Genomic DNA, 19,344 nt, shown 5'->3' with positions numbered 1-19,344 from the left:
CCTTCGTGTCAGGGCGGCGATTTTTTTACGCGATCATGGTTGGTGCTGGGGGTTAACGCCTGTTAATACATGGGGCTGGGGGATGTGGCTCATGATCTGGCGCGTAGTGATCAGCTTGTGTGCGGCCGTAGCGCTGAGTGGTGTTGCGCCAGCGCTGGCGGCTGAGCGCAGCTGGATGGCGCGCTGGAGCGATGAAGAGATCGCCGCGCTGAGCGAGGCAGTCTCGGAAGCCTGGACCCATGGTCTTGATCCTACGGTCTATCCTGACCCACAGGCTTTGCGTGACTTGCCGTTCGGCGCGCGTCGGGACGACATCGCGCGTGCGGTCTGGTTCGCCTATGCCGAAGATCTGGCCTTTGGCGTTGTGGACCCCAGGGCGCTTGATCCGGACTGGACCGCACCCATTCATGATGTGGATCTACTGACCGCCTATGCCGAAGCGCGCGAAAGCGTCGGCATCTATGACAGCCTGGAAGCGCTGGCGCCGGCCCATCCCGATTATCAGGCCTTGAGGGCCGAGCTGATCCGGCGCATGGCGCTGGTGGACGCGCCCATTCTGGTGCCGCCCGGCGAGGCCCTGTCCCGCGGCGATGAGGGACCGCGTGTTGACGCCTTGCGGGCACGTCTTGTTCAGCTGGGGCTCTTGCCGCGATCAGTCCGGACCGGCGCGCCGTTTGACGCGCGCATGGAAAGTGCGGTCATGCGGTTCCAGACCCGACACAATCTGGCTGCGGACGGGCAGGCGGGGGCCTCGACCCTGGCCGAGCTGAACGCCGGGGATGCGCGCCGCATCAACCAGATCCGCGCCAATCTCGAACGCTGGCGCTGGCTGCCCGCCGAGCTGGGGGCGCGTCATATCCGGGTCAATATCGCCGATTACCGGCTGGAGGCCTGGGAAGATGGCGTGGTGGCGCGCACCCACCAGACCATGATCGGTCAGCGCTATTCGCGCACCCCGGTCTTTTCCGAAGACATGTCCATCATCGAGATCAATCCGTACTGGCTGACGCCGGGCGGGCTCGGGGCGCGCTGGGTGCGCACCTTCCGCACCAATCCGGCCTATGCCCTGTCCCAGGGATACCGGCTTGTGGATCTGGATACGGGGCGGCGCACCGATCCCTATCAGGCCGACTGGGCGAACCGGCGCTATCGGGTCATTCAGGTGCCCGGGCCGAACAACGCCATGGGGCGGGTCAAATTCCTGTTTCCCAATGTCCATAATGTCTACATTCACGACACGCCCCATCGTGAGCTCTTCGCCAATGCTCAGCGCGACGATTCCTCGGGCTGTGTGCGGGTGGAGAACCCCGAAGAGCTGGCGGTCTGGATCCTGTCTGCGGAAGGCTGGAGCCCGCAGGCCGTGATAGATGCGTTTGACTCCGGCGAGACCCGCCGCGTTCGCCTGCGTCATGAGGTGCCGGTGCATATCCTGTACTTCACGGCGGTCTCTGATGCGCTGGGCCGCGTGCGGTTCGTTCATGACGTCTATGACCGTGATGACCGCCTGGTGGCGGCACTGGCCGACCCGCCGCCCTATCCGCCGGAACCGTCGGTCCTGGAAGCATCGGAAGGCGAAGCCGCGCCCAGTCCTTGAAGATGGAAGACGCGAATGATGTCATGACCTGTCTACACAGGGGGTTTGCCAAGTTCGTCGTCTCTGACTACACCGCAGACTTTGTTTGTTCTGACAAAGGTCCGCAGCCATGCGCCATTTCCTGTCGACTGAAGACTGGTCCCGGAGTGACTTGCAATCGATCATCGATCGAGCGCGAGAGCTGCGATCCAGTCCGATGGGCGATGCGCTGAAGGGCAAGTCTGTCGCCCTGATGTTCTTCAATCCCTCGCTGCGCACCCGCACCAGCTTCCAGCTGGGCATTCAGCAGCTGGGCGGTTTCGCCATTGTGCTCGACGCGCAGGGCCAGACCTGGCCGGTGGAGTTCGAGGACGGCGCCATCATGGACGCCGGCCCCGAAGAGCACATCAAGGAAGCTGCGCGCGTCCTGTCGCGCTATGCCGACCTGATCGCCATCCGCTGTTTCCCCAAATTCCAGGACTGGGAGGCCGAGCGCGAGGATCCGCTGATCACCGCCTACGCCAAGTACGCCACTGTGCCGGTCATCAACATGGAGACCATCGTCCATCCGTGTCAGGAGTTGGCGATGATGATGGCGCTGCAGGACCGTCATGGCGACGTGTCGGGCAAGGACTTCCTCCTGACCTGGGTGCCCCATCCCAAGCCGCTCAACACTGCGGTGGCCAATTCCGCGATCCTGATGGCGTCCAAGATGGGCATGAATGTGCGCATGCTGATCCCGGATGACGCCTATCAACTGGATGAGCGCTACATGGATGCGGCCGAGCGGTTCTGTGGTGAGAACAAGGCCCGCTTCACCGTGACCACCGACATCGAGGAAGGCTATTCGGGCGCACACGCCGTCTACGCCAAGAGCTGGGGCGCCTTGCCCTTCTATGGCGCCTGGGAAGGCGAGGCGCCTTACCGCGCCAAGGGCGCCGGTTTCATGATCGATGACGCCAAGATGGCCCTGACCGACAACGCCACGGTCAGCCACTGCCTGCCCATGCGCCGGAATGTGAAGATCGCCGATTCCGTGGTCGACAGTCCGGCCTTCCTGGGCATCGAGGAAGCGGAAAACCGGCTCCACGTCCAGAAGGCGATGATGGAGCGGCTGGTGCAGGACGATCACGGATGACGGAACCCAAATCCTTTCCCGAACGGGGCGGCGCCAACGCGCCGGTCCGGTCCGCCATTGTGCAGCTGTTGTCGAACATGCGCGACGGCAAGGAAATCCGCGAATATCTCAACCGCTTCTCCGAGCTGGATCAGGAGCGCTTTGCGGTCGTCAAGGTGGGCGGCGCGATCATCGAGGAAGATCTGGATGCCCTGGCCGCAGCCCTCGCCTTCCTGCAATCGGTGGGTCTGGCGCCCATTGTCGTGCATGGCGGAGGTCCCCAGCTCAACGAAACGCTGGAGGCGGCGGGTTTCCCTGAAGAGCGAAAGAACGGCTTGCGGATCACCCCGCCTGAAGCCATTGGCGTGGTGCGCGACACCCTGACATCGGTCAATCTCAAGCTGGTCCAGGCCGTGCGCGATTGCGGCGGCCGGGCGGCGGCGGTGCCGTCGGGCGTGTTCGAGGCGGAGCTGATAGACGAGGCGGGGCTGGGCCGTGTGGGCGAACCCACCGGTGTCAGGCTCGATCTCGTCGCGGCTGCGGCGAAGGCCGGCCAGGCGCCGATCCTGACCTGTCTGGGCGATACGTCCGACGGGCGCCTGGTGAACATCAACGCCGATAGCGCCGTGCGCGCGCTGGTGCACAAGCTGCAGCCCTACAAGGTCGTCTTCCTCACCGGGACAGGCGCGCTTCTGGATGCGAGCAAGCAGCCGATCTCGGCGATCAACCTCGCCACCGATTATGATGACCTGATGGCGTCGGACTGGGTGGCGGGCGGCATGCGACTGAAGCTGCAGGAGATCAAGCTGCTGCTTGATGACTTGCCGCTGTCGAGCTCGGTCTCCATCACCAAGCCCGACCAGCTGGCGAAAGAGCTGTTCACCCATGCCGGGTCCGGCACGCTGGTGCGCCGTGGCGAGCGCATGCTCGAGCTCGACCGGTTCAGCGATCTTGATCAGGACCGGACCCGCGCGCTGATCGCCAGGGCGTTCGGTCGGCCGCCTGTGGCGGACTATTTTCAGACCATGGCCTTCGACCACGCCTTCGTGACCGAGAACTATCGGGCCGCGGCCATCACCACCCGGCTCGATGACATGGTCTATCTCGACAAGTTCGCGGTGCTTGATGAAGCCCGCGGCGAAGGTCTGGGCGGCGCTGTCTGGCGGCGTCTTGTCGAGTACGCGCCCACGCTGTACTGGCGCTCGCGCACCAACAATCCGGTCAACGAGTTCTATTTCGCCACCTGTCATGGCGCCGTGAAGGCGGGGCCGTGGACGGTGTTCTGGCGCGGCGAGGAGGATCTGTCCCGGATTCCGGCGCGGGTCGAGCGCATTGCGGCGCTTCCGGCGACGCTTGAGGAGACCGGCTCATGACGACGATCGGACTTGTGGGCGCGCGCGGTCACACCGGACGTGAACTGATCCGGCTTCTGGCCGAGCGCAGCGACATGTCGCTCGCCTTCGCCGTGTCGCGCGCCATGGATGGCCAACCGGTCACCGATATGGCGCCAGAAGGCCCGGCGGGCATGCTCTTTGAGGCCCTGAGCCCGGAAGCGGTCGCCCAGCGTCAGTGCGATGCGGTCATCCTGGCCATGCCCAATGGCCAGGCGGCGCCCTATGTGGCGACGATCGAGGCGGTCAAACCCGACACCGTGATCGTGGATCTGTCGGCGGATTATCGCTTTGATGAGAATTGGGTCTATGGCCTGCCCGAATTGTATGGCCGTGACGAGATCAAGGGCGCGAAACGGATTTCCAATCCGGGCTGCTACGCCACGGCGGGCCAGTTCGCCGTCGCGCCCATGCGCGAGGTGATGGACGGTCCGGCGCACTTGTTTGGCGTGTCAGGCTATTCGGGGGCGGGCACGACGCCCAATCGCCGCAATGATGTCGAAGCGCTCAAGGACAATCTCATACCCTATGCGCTGATGGGTCATATCCATGAGCGCGAGATGAGCCGTCATCTGGGTCATGAGGTGCGCTTCAGCCCGCATGTGGCGGCCTATTTCCGCGGCATTGTCCTGACCGCCCAGATGGAGTTTTCGCGCCCGGTGAGCGCAGCCGAATTCCGTCAGGCTTACGAGACCGCTTATGGCGACGAGCCGTTGATCCGGCTTCAGGATGAGGCGCCTGAGGTGATCGAAGGCGCGAACAATCTCGGCGCCGTGCTGGGTGGATTTGCGCTGAGCGAGGATGGCCGCCGCGGCGTCATGGTGTGCGCGCTCGACAATCTTCTGAAAGGCGCCGCCGTGCAGGCGATGCAGAATCTGTGTCTGGGACTGTCCCTGCCCGAGTTCGCTGAGCGCCGAGACTGACGGCTTCGTGACTTGGTCTTGAGCGGTTTTGCCCCAAATCTATGAGGGTGATCCCGTATGGAGGCCGTCATGAAAACCGTATTCGCCGCCGCGCTCGCGGCTGTCTCGCTCTGCGGCGCCGGGGTGGCGCAGGACCAGGATTACCTCAATCCGGCCCAGCCTGACGGCGCCGACCTGCCCGATGGCCTCGCCCATACCGTGTTCGCTTCGGGCTGTTTCTGGTGCACCGAGGCCGATTTCGAGAAGCTTGATGGCGTGGTCGAGGTCGTCTCGGGTTTTGCCGGCGGGACGGAACCGAACCCGGATTATTATGACGTGGCGCGGGGACGCTCGGATCATAACGAAGCCGCCCGGATCATCTACGACCCCGCCGTGATCAGCTATCAGGCCTTGCTCGATCATTATTGGCGCAATGTCGACCCGTTTGATGATGAGGGTCAGTTCTGTGACCGGGGTTCAGGCTATTCGCCAGGGATTTTCCCGGTGAGCGCCGAGCAGGCCGCGACGGCGCAGGCGTCCAAGCAAAGCGTTCAGGCCCTGTTTGATCGTGCGATTGTCGTGCCGGTGCGTGAGCTCGACACCTTCTGGCCGGCCGGCGTCGAGCATCAGGATTATTACGAGACCCGCCCCGCCCGGTATCAGCGCTATCGCTTTGGCTGCCGTCGGGACGCGCGCTTGCGTCAGATCTGGAACGGCGTGGAATAGATCAGGGCGTTTGGGCGCGCAAATTCGCGACGCGCGCTTCATAGGCCGCGTCGCGTTCAACCCTGTCATGGCCCTGTGCGCGGAAAATCTGATACCGGCGATAGCGATCCCCGCCCAGGGGCACGGAAATCTCGTCTATCTGTTCGAACTGGTCGAAATCCCAATCGAGCAGGGGCTCTTCCTCGGGGCGCTCGGAAATGATCAGGACGGGGTCTGAAAATCCGTCGGGCAGGGGCCAGGTCTGCTCGGCGAAGTTCTGGGCGTGCTCGGCGCGCACCCACATGAACACCTGACCGTCATAGTCCTGGCTGTAGCGCTGGAACTGGTGAAAATCGTTGCGATTGTCATAGACGAGCGCGGCCACGTCCTGCTCGCGTGCAAGGGCTTCCACCGCCTGAACGGTTTCAGGCCAGCCGCGCACGCGCTTGAAAGCGTTGGCCAGCCCGGCGGCGTCCGACAGGGGCGTTGAGGCGGCGAACGTCATCAGCGCCAGCCCGGCGATCGTGTGCAGACCCAGCGAGCCATAAAGCGCCCAGCGGCGCCAGCGCGGCCCCTCCATGAGAAAGACCGTGACCAGGATGATGCCGGTGACATAGGCGCTGGCGGCCCAATTGGCGTGCGCGCGGCTGATGAACGCCTGGATGCACACGATCACCAGAACCGGCAGGCAGAAGCTGACCAGCATCAGGCGCGGGCGCGCCGCGCTCCAGTCCAGCGACACGGATCTGAAGGCCGTGACCGCCACCCAGATCAACAGCGGAAAGGTAATGGGACCGAACACGCCCAGCTGCCCACTCAGAAAGTCGAGCAATTCGTCAAAGTGAAACAGGGAGCCGCCCCAATTGGCGTTGGCGGCCGTGTGGGAGACGGTGGCGAACTCGTGCTGGGCATTCCAGATGACATTGCCCGAAATGAGCGCCCCGAACAGCGCCAGGGCGGCCAGCCCTTGCCAGGAGACGAGGGCGCGGCGCGTCGGCGCATCAATCACGATGCTGATCGCCAGACCGATCAAGAGATAGATCGCGGCGTATTTGGACAGGAAGGCATAGCCCGCCGCCGCACCCAGCAGGAGGGCGAAACGCCAGTCTGGGCCTTCGCGCAAACGCACCAGGGCGTAAAGCGCAGTGCTGAAGCCCGCCATCAGAACCGCGTCGGTGGAGATGATGGTGGAGGAGAGCCAGACTGCGGGCATCACCGCCCAACCCAAGGCCGTGAACGCTCCGACGCGCGCATCGAAAAGCCGCGCAGCGGTCAGCCCCAGCATGATGGCGGTCAGTGTATGCAGGAAGGGCGCGGCAAAGCGGACCGCCCAGTCTGCATTGCCGAAGACGGCGGTGGTGGCCGCAATGATCCAGGCGATCATGGGCGGTTTGGAGAAATAGCCCCAATCGAGATCGCGCGACCACAGCCAGTACTGGGTCTCGTCGGCATACAGGCTGTTGGGGTCTGCAAACAGCGCCAGAACGCGCACGATCAGCAGGCCGGCGAGAATCGTCGCGATGGCGCGGATCAGCGAACGGTCGGAGCGGGGCGTGGCGGGGTCTGTTGTCATCGGGGTTTCATGCTGTGAGCGAGCGATCTTGTCAAAGTACAAGTCTGGGCGTTGTCGAAGGTGTGACTTCAAAGGCACGCTCGGCTTCGGGTGTACAGATATAACAATTTCGCATTTGCGGCAGGTTTTGTTGTGCAGCGCAGCATTAACCTAAAAAACCCCTTTTTATAACAACTTAGTATCGCTCAGGTATTGGTCCGTAATCAGATCAATTTGTGGATTAAGGCGCGGAAATGGATAAAAAACCGAGGAATTTATGTCACCGAACTGTCACGTAGGGCCGTTATCCGCCGCACTCCAAGCGGGACGCAGGGGGTGTCCCGCCGGTTAAGGTCGAAAGAGAAACATGTCGAAGTTCAATCCCTGGGCCTACGGTGCGGCTGCCGCCGCCCTGCTGGCCGCCGCTCCGACTGCGGTCTACGCTCAAGAGACGTCCTCCCAACTGCGCGGCTCTGTCGTCGATGCTTCCGGCAACGCGATTTCCGGCGCGCGCATCTCCATCATTCACACGCCGTCCGGTACGGTCAGCACTGCAACCACCAATGACTCGGGCACGTTCTTCGCGTCCGGTCTGCGCGTGGGCGGTCCTTACACGATCACCGTCGCCGCCGCCGGCTTTGACGGTCAGGCCCTTGAGGACCTGAACCTGCGTCCGGGCCCGCAATCCCCGCTGCGCCTGTCGCTGAACCCGCAATCGGCTGACGTCATCGTCGTCACCGGTCAGGCCATCAACACCAATGACCTGAACAACGGCGTGGGCTCCAACTTCACCGCGCGCGACATCTCCAACCAGCCGAGCATCTCCCGCGATGTGATCGCCACGCTGGCGCGCGACCCGCTCGCCATTTCCGGCGGCCCGAACAACCTGTCCGTCGCTGGCGTGAACCCGCGCTTCAACGGCGTGACCATCGACGGCGCCCGCCAGCAAGACGCGTTCGGCCTGGGCTCGAACACCTTCGCCACCGCGCGTTCGCCGATCAACATCGACATCCTGGAATCGGTCACGCTGGTTGCGTCTGACTACTCCGTGCTGACCGGCGGCTTCACCGGCGGCGGCGTTGTCGCCACCACCAAGGCCGGCACCAACGAGTTCGACGGTTCCGCGTTCTATTACTACCGCGACCAGGACTTCTACGGTCAAGAAGGCTTTGGCGGCGAAACCAACTACACCCCGGGTGACTTCGACGAGAAAGAATACGGCATCACCCTGCGTGGTCCGATCATCGAAGACCGTCTGTTCTTCTCGGTTTCCTATGACAAGTTCGAAACCGCGTCCGGCATCGACTTCACCAACAGCGACAGCGACAACGGCGTTGACCCGCAATTCTTCGATGCGCTGAACAACCTGGTTCAGAACACCTACGGCATCGACATGCTGGGCCGTCCGACCCAGGCGGCTGTGCCGTCCGAAACCGAGCGTTACTTCGCCCGCGTCGACTGGAACATCAATGACGACCACCGTCTGCGCGTCTCCTACCAGAAGACCGAAGACGCCGGCATCTCCAACATCGGTTCGCGCAACTTTGAATCGGCTTGGTACGACACGCCGACCACCCTGGAATCCTGGTCCGGTGAACTGTTCTCGAACTGGAACGAGAACCTCTCCACCACCTTCCGCGCCAGCCAGATCGACTTTGTCCGCGGCCAGAACTGCCGTGCGGCTGACGGCGTTGGCCAGCTGGAATTCCGCCTGAGCGCCGCCGATGTCGCCGGCACCGCGCTGGACGGCCTGCTGACGGACTCCTCCGAGCTGACCTTCACCGGTGGTTGCGACCGTTTCCGTCACGCCAACGAATACAATGACGAACGCCTGACTCTGTTCGGCTCCGCCGACTATGTCTGGAACGACTTCGTCTTCACCGTTGGCGGCGAATACGAGCAACTGGACGTGTTCAACGTGTTCGTCGAGCGTTCGCGTGGCCGCTTCATCTTCAACGATGTGGCTGACATCGTGAACCAGGAAGCCCGGGTCGAGTATCGCAACCCGACTTCCAACACTGCTGCAGACGGCGCCGCCGCCTGGGGTTACGACCGTTACACCGCCTTCGCCCAGTCGACCTGGCAGGCGCTGGACAATCTCGAGCTGACCGCTGGCGTTCGCTACGAGAACCTGTCCACGGACGACACCCCGCAGCTGGACCCGACCTTTGCGACCTCTGTCGGCTTCGACAACACCAGCACCATTGACGGTCTGGACCTGGTCATGCCGCGCATCGGTTTCCGCTATGAGCCGTTTGACCGCACCACCATCACCGGTGGTCTGGGCATCTTCGCCGGTGGTGACCCGGCCGTGTGGACGTCCAACGCCTATCAGGTTCCGGCTGTGTTCGCGTCCGGCAACTTCTCTGGCGTGACGGGCAACTCCATCCCGCAAGCCCTTCTGGACGACGTTGCTAACGGGACGGCCCTGGCCATCGACGCCATCGACCCGAACTTCGAAATCCCGAACGACCTGAAAGCGTCCCTGCGTCTCGACCAGGAATTCGATCTGGACTTCGGCGGTTTCACCCTGGGCAACGGCTATCTCTTCTCCGCTCAGGTGCTCTACACCGAAGCTCAGAAGTCCTTCCTGTGGCGTGAAGCGGCTCAGACCAACGAGCAGCCCTACGCTCAGACCGGCGTCGCTCCGGACGGCCGCACCATCTACGCCGACCTGAACGATCTGGGTGTGTCCAACCGCACGATCCTGACCAACGGTTCGGGTGCGGAAAGCCTCGTCTACACCGTGTCGCTGCAAAACGACTTCGACAACGGCTTCGGCTTCTTTGCGTCCTACGCCAACCAGGACGTCGAGATGGTGTCCGAGGGTTCCTCCTCGCGCGGCATCTCGTCCTGGCGCGGCCAGATGTCCTCTGACCGGAACTTCCCGCAAGCACGGACCTCGATCTATCAGGTCGAGCATGCCTTCAAGCTGGCTCTGAGCTATGAGCGTGACTTCTTCGCGGACCTGACCTCGCGTGTGGACCTGTTCGGCACCATTACCTCGGGTGACCCGTACACCTACACCTTCGACGTCAGCTCCTCGAACGCTCTGTTCGGCCGCGCCGGCAACGGTGAGAGCCCGTACGACAACAACCCGCTCTACGTGCCGACCCTGAACGATCCGGCGGTCGTGTACGCCAGCGGCTTTGACGTCGACGGCTTCAACACCCTGATCACCGAGCAGGGCGTTGCCCGCGGCGAGATCATGGATGTGAACTCCCTGTCCGGTCGTTGGAACCAGCGTTGGGACTTCCGCTTCCAGCAGGATCTGCCGGGCATTCCGGGCGCCGATCGCTGGGTGGGCGACAACCGTCTGAAGCTGGTCTTTGATGTCGAGAACGTCATGAACCTGCTGAACGACGAGTGGGGCACCTACTCCAGCAGCGTCCGCTTCGGCCAGGCGCAGATCGTCTCCGCGGACCTGGTCAGCGCCGCTGACGTGGCTCTGAACGGTGTTGACGGCGCCACCGCCCTGCGCGGCGACGCACCGCGCACCACCTGCCTGAGCGCCGGTGACTGCGTGTACCGCTTCAACAGCTTCAACAGCTTCCGTGGCGACACCGACAACCCGTCGGCTTCGCGCTCGGTCTGGGCGGCTCGCATCGGTATCCGTTACGAGTTCTAAGACTCACTTCGGATCTGATCTGAAACCAGTGGGGGGGCGATCTTCGGACTGCCGCCCTTCTTGTATGCCTAGACGTGTCTGAAAAGCCACAGGCGTTAAAAACGTGACATCGACCTTCGAGGCGTCAAAGATGGCCAAAGGGTTAATGTCAGCCTTGCCCGTGACAAGGCGGCTTCCTAACAAGTTGCTGATCTGTTTGTGAAAACGGACGGGTCGTAGTGGTAAAGATCATGCGCAGGCTGATGAAGGCGACATGTCGGCCGTCTTAAAACCTTCACATAAATGTCGTCCAAGAGTCTTCCTCGACCAATATGCGCCCACAGTTGAGTACAGGCGAGCGGCCTGTGCGGGTTATTGGTCGATCTAGGGGACCCCCAAAATGGCGCTTTTGAAGAAATTCGCTTGCGGCGCATCCGTGGCTGCGCTTGCCGCGCTCGCCCCGGTTGCTGCGGTGCACGCACAGCAAACCACTGGTTCCATCCGGGCCGCCGTGACGGATGCGTCCGGCGCACCGGTCATGGGCGCGAACGTCACCATCATTCACGAGCCGACCGGTTCGGCTTCGGTTGTGCAATCGAGCAGCGACGGCCTGGTCCGCGCGACCAATCTGCGCGTTGGCGGCCCGTACAGCCTGACGGTCACCGCGCCGGGCTACCGTCCGACCCGCGTTGAAGGCGTCAGCATCAATCTGGGTGAAACCACCGATCTCGAGGTGGCTCTGGAATCGGGCGCCGTCGCAGAAGACGTGATCGTGGTCACCGGCTCCGCCATCAATGTGGTGGAAACCGCGATCGGTCCGAACGCGACCTTTGATCTGGGCACGCTGCAAAACGCCCCCGCGATCAACCGCACCCTGAACGATGTGGTCCGGATCGACCCGCGCATCTATGTGGATGAAGCCGATGTGGACGGCATCCAGTGCGCCGGCGCCAACTCGCGCTTCAACTCGCTGACCCTGGACGGCGTGCGCCTGAACGATGCGTTCGGCCTGAACCGGAACGGCTTCCCGACCGAGCGTCAGCCCTTCTCCTATGACGCCATTGAACAGGTCGCCGTCGAGCTGGCGCCGTATGATGTGTATTACGGCGGCTTCTCCGCCTGTAACATCAACGCCGTAACCAAGTCGGGCACCAACGAATTCCATGGCGGATTCTTCTACGACTTCACCAGCGACGATCTGCGCGGCGACAGCCGTGAAGGCAATCCGGTCGAGCTGGCCGCGTTTGAAGAAGAGCGCTGGGGCTTCAACCTGAGCGGCCCAATCCTTGAAGACAAGCTGTTCTTCTTCGTCGCCTATGAATACCAGGAAGGCGCCAACACCTTTGATCGCGGCCCGGAAGGCTCCGGCGCCCTGAATGAAGTGTCCGGCTTCACCCAGGCGATGTTCGACGAGATCCGCGAGATCGCGATCAACCAGTACAACTATGATCCGGGCTTCTTGCCGACCTCGTTCCCGAACGAAGACGAGAAGCTGCTGGTCAAGCTCGACTGGGAGATCAACAACAACCACCGCGCCACGTTCACGTACAACTATAACGACGGCTTCAATATCACCGAATCCGACGGTGACGCGAACGAGTTCGAATTCTCCAACCACCTGTACGAGCGCGGCGCCGAGCTGCACGCCTACACCGGCGCGCTGTTCTCGCAGTGGACCGACAACTTCTCCACCGAAGTGCGCCTGAGCTACACCGATCTCGACAACCGTCAGAACTCGGTTGGCCAGGATGGCTTTGGTGAGTTCCGCATCTTTGAAGGCGGCAACACCATCTTCATCGGCGAGGATGACTCCCGTCAGTCCAACGACCTGAACTACACCGTCGAATCCGTGATCCTGCGCGGCAATTACGATTGGAACAACCACTCGTTCTCGTTCGGTTTCGAGCGTGAAACCTTCGACGTGTACAATCTGTTCGTTCAGCACTCGATCGGCCAGTTCGACTTCTCCGGCATCGATGCCTTCCGCAACGGCACGCCGAGCGGCATCGACTATGAAAACGCCCCGTCCCTCGACCCGACCGACGCGGCGGGTGAGTTCGCCTACTCCACGAACTCCATCTACGCCCAGGACGAGTGGGACCTTCTCAACGGCGTCGTGATCACCGCGGGTCTGCGTTATGACTTCTACACGTCTGACGACCTGCCGGCCGAAAACGCCGACTTCCTGGCCAGCTACGGCTTCACCAACTCCAACAATCTGGATGGCGAAGGCCTGCTACAACCGCGTCTGGGCATCCAGTGGGACGTCAACGACCAGCTGACCCTGCGCGGCGGCATCGGCCTGTTCTCGGGCGGCAACCCCAATGTCTGGCTGACCAACAACTACCAGAACGACTTCGTGCGGAAGTTCGGTGCGGATGAGGATGCGTTCTACGACGCCGGCTTCACCTCGCTGTTCGATCCGGGCATCGTCTATCCGGATGGCCAGGGCCCGGGCTACTCCGTCCCGTCCCAGCTGATCGACGCCGTGGCGTCTGCGGACTCCATTTCGGGCTTCGAGATGAACAATCTCGATCCGAACTTCGAGATCCCGGGCGAGTGGAAAGCCTCTCTGGGCGCCACCTACCTGCTCGATCTGGCGGCTCCGGTCGTGGGCGGCGAGTATGTCCTGAACGCGGACTTCCTCTACACCCGCGATCACAACGCGGCGACGATCATCCGCGGCGATTTCGAGCCGAGCACGCCAGCCGTGAACGGCCTGTTCCCGCAGTATTCGAGCCCGCGCAGCCCGAACACGCTGACCCTGACCAACACCGACCTGGAAGCGGAATCCATCTCGCTCTCCTTCTCGGTGAGCCGTGAGTACGATTTCGGCCTCGATTGGGTCTTCGGCTATGCCTACAATGATGCGGAAGACGTCAACCCGATGACCTCTTCGGTGGCGTTCTCCAACTACACCTCGCCGGCTTTCGTGGATCCGAACAATCCGGGTATCGCGACCTCGAACTACAACATCGAGAACCGCTTCACCTTCCTGCTGAACTACGAAACCGACTGGCTGTTCCCCGAATACTTCACCAGCGTCGGCCTGTTCGCGCTGGCCTCTGAGGGGCGTCCGTACAGCTACACCATGCGCAGCGTGGGTGGCGGCGACCTGTCGGGCTTCAACCCGTTCCTGAGCAACAGCGACAACTATCTGCTGTATGTTCCGACCGGCGTGAGCGACCCGAATGTGGATCTGAGCGGCCTGACCGACGTTCAAGCCTTCTTCGACTATCTCGATGCCGAAGGCCTGAGCCAGTATGCGGGCGGCTTCGCTCCGCGTAACGGTTTCAATGGCGGCTGGTGGACCAAGGTCGACCTGCGCTTTGAACAGGAACTGCCGGGCCTGATGGAAGGCCACCGTTCCAGCGCGTTCTTCGTGATCGACAACTTCACGAACCTTCTGAACGACGAATGGGGCATCCTGCGTGAAGCGAGCTTCCCGCGTCGCGTGGGCGTTGTGGACTCCGAACTGAGCGGCGATGACAGCCAGTTCGTCTACACCAACTTCAACCCGGAGACGAAAGCCTCCGTGGTGGGTGACGCCTCCATCTGGCAGATCCGCGTCGGCGTGCGTTACGAGTTCTAAGGCTCGTATTCACGCAAACGAACCGAGAGGGGCGGCCCGGCCTGGGCCGCCCTTTTCTTTTTATGACCGCAAAAGGCGCCCCAGACCCCGGCTCGTCGCAAAACTGTGATGGCCAACGGATATGCAGGCGACACTGCTTACGCCTGTCGCATGGGGAAATATCATGGTTCGCACTCCCGCTTCCGCCTGGACGCGCCGTTTCGTCCTGACATCGGCCGCATCGGGCGCCGCCGCCGCGTTGACCGCCGGGTGCACCATGCCGGTGACCGAGGCCGCAGCGCCGGTCTTCCGCAATGACCCGTTCAGCCTGGGCGTGGCCTCTGGCGAGCCGACCTCTGACGGTTTCGTGCTCTGGACGCGGCTCGCGCCGAACCCGCTGGATCCGGATGGCGGGATGCCGCCTGAGGCCATGGATGTGGGTTGGGAGCTGTCCGAGGACGAAGCCTTCACCACGATTGTCCGTTCGGGCGTCGAGCGCGCGCTGCCCGATTGGGGGCATTCCGTACATGCCGAGCTGTATGGGCTTCCGGCAGGGCGTGAGTTTTTCTTCCGCTTTCATGTGGGCGGCGTGACCAGTCCGGTGGGGCGGGCGTTGACCGCGCCGGCCTATGGGGCGGGCGTGGACGCCATGAAGATCGCCTGGTGCTCGTGCGCCCATTACGAGCAGGGCTATTTCCACGCCTATCGCAACATGGCCGAAGAGCGCCCTGACCTGATCATCCACACGGGCGATTACATCTATGAGTCCAGCTGGGGCCAGCAGGTGCGACGCCATGTGACGCCCGAACCCTACACGCTGGACGATTATCGCCGCGTGCATGCGCTCTATCGCCTGGACCCCGATCTTCAGTCCGCCGCCGCCATCGCGCCCTGGCTGGTGACCTGGGACGATCACGAAGTGGACAATGATTACGCCGGCGATATCAGCGAACAGCCCTTCGTCTCGGCCGAGGATTTCCGCGCGCGTCGTCTCGCCGCCTATCAGGCCTATTGGGAAAACATGCCCCTGCGTCGTCGCTCGATGCTGGAGCGGGCTTCGGGCCGCATGCGCATTTACTGGCAGACCGTGTTCGGCGATCTCGCCGAAGTGAACATGACCGATGGTCGCCAGTTCAAGACGCCCATGGCGTGCCCGACCGAGTTTGACCGCGGGGGCAATATCGTGCCCGCCAGCTGTGAAGAGCTGACCGATCCGGGCCGCACCTATCTGGGCGACGGGCAGGAGCGCTGGTTGTCGCGCGGCGTGGCCGGCTCCGGGGCGATCTGGAGCTTCATCGTCCAGCCGACCCTGTTCTCGCCGTTCAATTTCTCCAACCCGCAAACCGGCGAGTCCATGGTGTGGACCGATGGCTGGGACGGCTATCCGCTGGCCCGCCAGCGTCTTGTCGATGCGCTGGCCCGCAAGGAGAACGCCAACCCGATCATACTGGGCGGGGACACCCATTGTTACTGGGTGACCGATGTGAAGCAGGATTTCGCCGACATGAACTCGGCCACCGTGGCGTCCGAATTTGTCACCACCGCTGTCACCAGCCATCGCGGTGGCTATGAGAGCACCGCAGCCTTTCTGCCCAACAATCCGCACATCAAGCATTTCGACACCCGCGAGCAGGGCTATGGCCTGATCCGTCTGGGCCGGGACCGGGCGGAGGTCGATCTGCGCGTGGTGGGCGATGTGGCGCGCCGGGACGGCTATGCGCCGCGCAATCAGAAACAGTATGTCATCGAGGCGGGACAGCCGGGCGCAGTGGAAGTCTGAGCCCTGCGATAAATCCGCTACAACCGGGGTGCGGCGCGTGATATGGGCGTTTCATGACCACACGCACCGTACCCCACGAAACCGCCCCCCAAACCGTCATCCACACTGCCTGGCCCTATCATGAGGACTGGGCGGATGCGCTGGAAGGCGCACGCACGGAATTCACCGAGTTTCTGAGCCTCGTCGCCGCGCCGGGCGCGAGCGGCCAGCCGCAGAAACTCGTGATTTATGTCGCAGACGCCGAGAGCGAAGCCAGCGCCCGTCAGGCGCTGGGCGAGACGGCGCGCTATGTGCGGGCGCCCTATGGCGATGTGTGGACCCGCGACACCGGCCCGGTCTTCGTCAAGACCGGTGAGGGGCTCAAAGCCCTGCGCTTCCGGTTCAATGGTTGGGGCGGCAAGTACCAGTATCCCGGCGATGAAAGCATTGGCGCGGAGATCGCAAAGCGGGCGGGCGCCCAGGTCGAGACGCTCGACTGGATCTGTGAAGGCGGCGCGCTGGAATTTGATGGCGACGGCACGGTCCTGACCACGCGGGATGTGGTGCTGAACCCCAATCGCAATCCACGCCTGAGCGAAGCGCAGGTGGAAACCGATCTTGAGCGCACCTGCGGCGTTCAGAAAGTCATCTGGTTGGATGACGGTCTGGCGGGGGACCATACCGATGGCCATATCGACAATCTGGCGCGCTTCGCAGGGCCCGGCGTCGTGGTGACCCAACGTCCCACGGGCGCGGACGACCCCAACGCCACGCTCTACGCCCGCACGATCCGGATGCTGAAACAGGCGAAAGACGCACGGGGGCGGTCCCTCAAAGTGATCGAGATTCCCTCGCCCGGCCTTGTGGAAGGCGAGGACGGCGGTCCGGCGGCGGCGTCGCACATGAACTGGATCATCGGTCCGCATCATGTGGTCATGCCCGCCTATAACCGGCATGCCGACGCCGCGGTTCGGGCACTTTCCCACGCTTTTCCGCGTCACAAGGTTGTCGCAAGCCCGGCAAATCATATTCTGACAGGTGGCGGCGCTTTTCATTGCGTCACCAACAATCAACCTGAATAGACCTGGTGGCGCCGTGATCGCACTTGCTCTTCCGCTTAGCGTACTGTCTCTCGCTCTTGCGGATACGTCCGCCTCGGCAAGCTCTCCCGCACCTGAAGCGCCCATGCGCGCCATGGAAGAAGCGCTCGACTATCTCGACGCCTTCCAGCTGGAAGTGGCCGATGTCGCCCAGCATGACCGCATGGTCGGGTTCGCCGCCGCCATCTTGGAAAATGGCGAGCCGGTCGCGATCTATACTTCTGGCGAGACGCATCGCGGCTCTGGCGCGCCGGTCACGGCCGATACGGTGTTCCGTCTGGCCTCGGTGTCCAAGACCTTCGCCGGGACGATGCTGGGGCTTCTGGATGATGCCGGCCTTGTCAGCCTGGATGCGCGCGTGCCGGAAAGCGTGCTGGATCTGGGCGGGGCGCGTCAGCCGACCTGGCGCGAACTGGCCAGCCACCAGACCGGCTTGCCGCCGAACGCCTATGACAATCTGATCGAGGCGGGACGGGATGCGCATACGGTGCGCGACCGGCTGACCGAGGTGCCGCTGCTGTGTCCGATGGGCGAATGCTACACCTATCAGAATGTGGCGTTCGACGTGGTCCGCGACCTGATCGAGGACGCGACCGGACAGACCTACCAGGATGCGGTGCAGACCTATCTGTTCGATCCGCTGGGCATGCAGAGCGCTGGCTTTGGCAGGGAGAACCTCGAACGCGCCGAAAGCTGGGCCGCCCCGCATTTCGGGCGCCGTCAGCGCCTGGGCAGTGCGGCCACGGATTATGACACCCTGCCGGCGGCGGCGGGCGTATCGCTGAGTCTGAATGATCTGATCATCTGGGCGCAGGCCCAGATGGATCCTGAAGCCTATGGATTGCCGGCGGGCGCGATCGAACGCGCCCATACTCCGCAAACCCGCTCGCTCCGCGAAACGCGCAATCTGCGCCGTCTGAGGCGTGTGGAAGATACCGCCTATGGCCTGGGCTGGCGGATTTACGACTGGCAGGGCGAGCGCACCCTGATCGTGCATGGCGGCGCGCTGGCCGGTTACGGCTCTCAGGTCGTGCTCGAACCTGAAACCGGTTTTGCCTTCGTGGCGTTGTGGAATGCCGATTTCGGCCTGCCGCGCTTGCTCTGGCCGACCGCAATGGATATGCGCACCGGCGATGGCCCGGGGGCCTTCGTCGATGATGCGATCGCTCGGATGAGATAATGACCGACACCTTCACCATGGGGGTTCTGCAAGCGCCGCTGAACGGCGATGAGAGCTCCAATATCAAGACCATCACCGAACTGGTGCGTGAAGCGGCCGGGCAGGGGGCGCAGGTGATCCTGCCGCCAGAACTGTTCCAAGGGCCGTATTTCTGCAAGACCCAGGTCGAGGACTGGTTCGCCACCGCCTATCCGGCGATGGAGCATCCGTGCGTCATCGCCATGCAGAAGCTCGCCGAAGAGCTCGATGTGGCCATCCCGGTCTCCATCTATGAGCGCGACGGACCGCTGTATTACAACTCCATGGTCATGCTGGACGCAGGCGGCAAGGCGCTGGGCGTGTATCGCAAGAGCCATATTCCCGACGGGCCGGGCTATCAGGAGAAGTATTACTTCCGCCCCGGCGATACCGGTTTCAAGGTCTGGGACACCAAGTTCGGCAAGGTGGGCGTCGGCATTTGCTGGGACCAATGGTTCCCCGAAGCCGCGCGCTCCATGGCGCTTCTGGGCGCGGAAATGCTGCTGTATCCCACCGCCATCGGCGCCGAGCCGCAAGCGCCGGAAATGGACACCGCCGCCGCCTGGCGCCGGGCCATGCAGGGCCATGCCGTCTCCAACTGCATTCCGATCGGCGCCGCCAACCGGATCGGTGATGAGGATGGCCAGGTCTTCTACGGGACCAGCTTCATTTGCGACAATACGGGCGAGGTGAAGGCCGATCTGGGCCGGACCGAGACCGGGGTGCTGACCGCGACCTTCAATCGCAAGGAACTCGACACCTTCCGCGCCGCCTGGGGCTTTTTCCGCGATCGCCGACCCGAGCTCTATCTCTAAGACAGGCTCTGGCGGGAACGGGATAAGCCGTTGGCGCGTTAGACATCCAAAGCT

General features: G+C 63.0%; 12 protein-coding genes. 11 read left to right on the top strand and 1 reads right to left on the bottom strand.

Annotated elements, in window-relative coordinates; all coding sequences use genetic code 11:
* The first annotated feature begins 91 nt into the window (after positions 1 to 91).
* From RBA95_RS04085 to msrA, 5 genes are all read left to right on the top strand, one after another.
* Positions 92 to 1,594, top strand: coding sequence for a murein L,D-transpeptidase (locus RBA95_RS04085; RefSeq protein ID WP_306015536.1), 1,503 nt, complete (start codon positions 92 to 94; stop codon positions 1,592 to 1,594).
* A 109-nt stretch (positions 1,595 to 1,703) separates the two neighbouring features.
* The gene (locus tag RBA95_RS04080) at positions 1,704 to 2,711 is read left to right on the top strand and encodes an N-acetylornithine carbamoyltransferase (RefSeq protein ID WP_306015535.1); all 1,008 of its coding nucleotides are present in this window, start codon (positions 1,704 to 1,706) and stop codon (positions 2,709 to 2,711) included.
* Positions 2,708 to 4,063, top strand: coding sequence for an acetylglutamate kinase (locus RBA95_RS04075; protein ID WP_306015534.1), 1,356 nt, complete (start codon positions 2,708 to 2,710; stop codon positions 4,061 to 4,063). Before RBA95_RS04080 ends, RBA95_RS04075 begins: the two co-directional genes overlap by 4 nt.
* Positions 4,060 to 5,004 (top strand): N-acetyl-gamma-glutamyl-phosphate reductase, encoded by a 945-nt coding sequence (gene argC, locus RBA95_RS04070; RefSeq protein ID WP_306015533.1) that lies wholly within the window; start codon positions 4,060 to 4,062, stop codon positions 5,002 to 5,004. Before RBA95_RS04075 ends, argC begins: the two co-directional genes overlap by 4 nt.
* 69 nt (positions 5,005 to 5,073) lie before the next feature.
* On the top strand, positions 5,074 to 5,709 hold the full coding sequence (gene msrA / locus RBA95_RS04065; RefSeq protein ID WP_306015532.1) for a peptide-methionine (S)-S-oxide reductase MsrA: 636 nt from the start codon (positions 5,074 to 5,076) through the stop codon (positions 5,707 to 5,709).
* A 1-nt stretch (position 5,710) separates the two neighbouring features.
* Here msrA and RBA95_RS04060 read toward each other — a convergent pair whose 3' ends face one another.
* Complete coding sequence (locus RBA95_RS04060) at positions 5,711 to 7,261, bottom strand: glycosyltransferase family 39 protein (protein WP_306015531.1); 1,551 nt, start codon at positions 7,259 to 7,261, stop codon at positions 5,711 to 5,713.
* 346 nt (positions 7,262 to 7,607) lie between these two features.
* Here RBA95_RS04060 and RBA95_RS04055 point away from each other — a divergent pair, with 346 nt between their 5' ends.
* The 6 genes from RBA95_RS04055 (at position 7,608) to aguB (ending at position 19,290) form a co-directional block, all read left to right on the top strand.
* The gene (locus RBA95_RS04055; RefSeq protein ID WP_306015530.1) at positions 7,608 to 10,868 is read left to right on the top strand and encodes a TonB-dependent receptor; all 3,261 of its coding nucleotides are present in this window, start codon (positions 7,608 to 7,610) and stop codon (positions 10,866 to 10,868) included.
* A 379-nt stretch (positions 10,869 to 11,247) separates the two neighbouring features.
* Complete coding sequence (locus tag RBA95_RS04050) at positions 11,248 to 14,439, top strand: TonB-dependent receptor (protein WP_306015529.1); 3,192 nt, start codon at positions 11,248 to 11,250, stop codon at positions 14,437 to 14,439.
* Positions 14,440 to 14,602: 163 nt separating this feature from the next.
* Entirely contained in the window at positions 14,603 to 16,198 is a 1,596-nt protein-coding gene (locus RBA95_RS04045; RefSeq protein ID WP_306015528.1) for an alkaline phosphatase, read from the top strand.
* Between the two features lie 53 nt (positions 16,199 to 16,251).
* Complete coding sequence (locus RBA95_RS04040; RefSeq protein WP_306015527.1) at positions 16,252 to 17,259, top strand: agmatine deiminase family protein; 1,008 nt, start codon at positions 16,252 to 16,254, stop codon at positions 17,257 to 17,259.
* Between the two features lie 103 nt (positions 17,260 to 17,362).
* Complete coding sequence (locus RBA95_RS04035) at positions 17,363 to 18,457, top strand: serine hydrolase (protein ID WP_306015526.1); 1,095 nt, start codon at positions 17,363 to 17,365, stop codon at positions 18,455 to 18,457.
* Entirely contained in the window at positions 18,457 to 19,290 is an 834-nt protein-coding gene (aguB, locus tag RBA95_RS04030; protein WP_306015525.1) for an N-carbamoylputrescine amidase, read from the top strand. Before RBA95_RS04035 ends, aguB begins: the two co-directional genes overlap by 1 nt.
* Positions 19,291 to 19,344: the final 54 nt, after the last annotated feature.

It is taken from the genome of Oceanicaulis sp. MMSF_3324 (assembly GCF_030733545.1).
Classification (GTDB): Bacteria; Pseudomonadota; Alphaproteobacteria; order Caulobacterales; family Maricaulaceae; genus Oceanicaulis.
Note: the sequence above shows the minus strand (reverse complement) of the source record. Positions and strands in the feature narration are given on the sequence as shown.

Coding starts and splice junctions, on each gene's coding strand:
- RBA95_RS04035 (WP_306015526.1), top strand. CDS start 17,363: ATGCGCGCCATGGAAGAAGCGCTCGACTATCTCGACGCCTTCCAGCTG.
- RBA95_RS04075 (WP_306015534.1), top strand. CDS start 2,708: ATGACGGAACCCAAATCCTTTCCCGAACGGGGCGGCGCCAACGCGCCG.
- RBA95_RS04080 (WP_306015535.1), top strand. CDS start 1,704: ATGCGCCATTTCCTGTCGACTGAAGACTGGTCCCGGAGTGACTTGCAA.
- RBA95_RS04060 (WP_306015531.1), bottom strand. CDS start 7,261: ATGACAACAGACCCCGCCACGCCCCGCTCCGACCGTTCGCTGATCCGC.
- msrA (WP_306015532.1), top strand. CDS start 5,074: ATGAAAACCGTATTCGCCGCCGCGCTCGCGGCTGTCTCGCTCTGCGGC.
- RBA95_RS04085 (WP_306015536.1), top strand. CDS start 92: ATGATCTGGCGCGTAGTGATCAGCTTGTGTGCGGCCGTAGCGCTGAGT.
- RBA95_RS04055 (WP_306015530.1), top strand. CDS start 7,608: ATGTCGAAGTTCAATCCCTGGGCCTACGGTGCGGCTGCCGCCGCCCTG.
- argC (WP_306015533.1), top strand. CDS start 4,060: ATGACGACGATCGGACTTGTGGGCGCGCGCGGTCACACCGGACGTGAA.
- aguB (WP_306015525.1), top strand. CDS start 18,457: ATGACCGACACCTTCACCATGGGGGTTCTGCAAGCGCCGCTGAACGGC.
- RBA95_RS04045 (WP_306015528.1), top strand. CDS start 14,603: ATGGTTCGCACTCCCGCTTCCGCCTGGACGCGCCGTTTCGTCCTGACA.
- RBA95_RS04050 (WP_306015529.1), top strand. CDS start 11,248: ATGGCGCTTTTGAAGAAATTCGCTTGCGGCGCATCCGTGGCTGCGCTT.
- RBA95_RS04040 (WP_306015527.1), top strand. CDS start 16,252: ATGACCACACGCACCGTACCCCACGAAACCGCCCCCCAAACCGTCATC.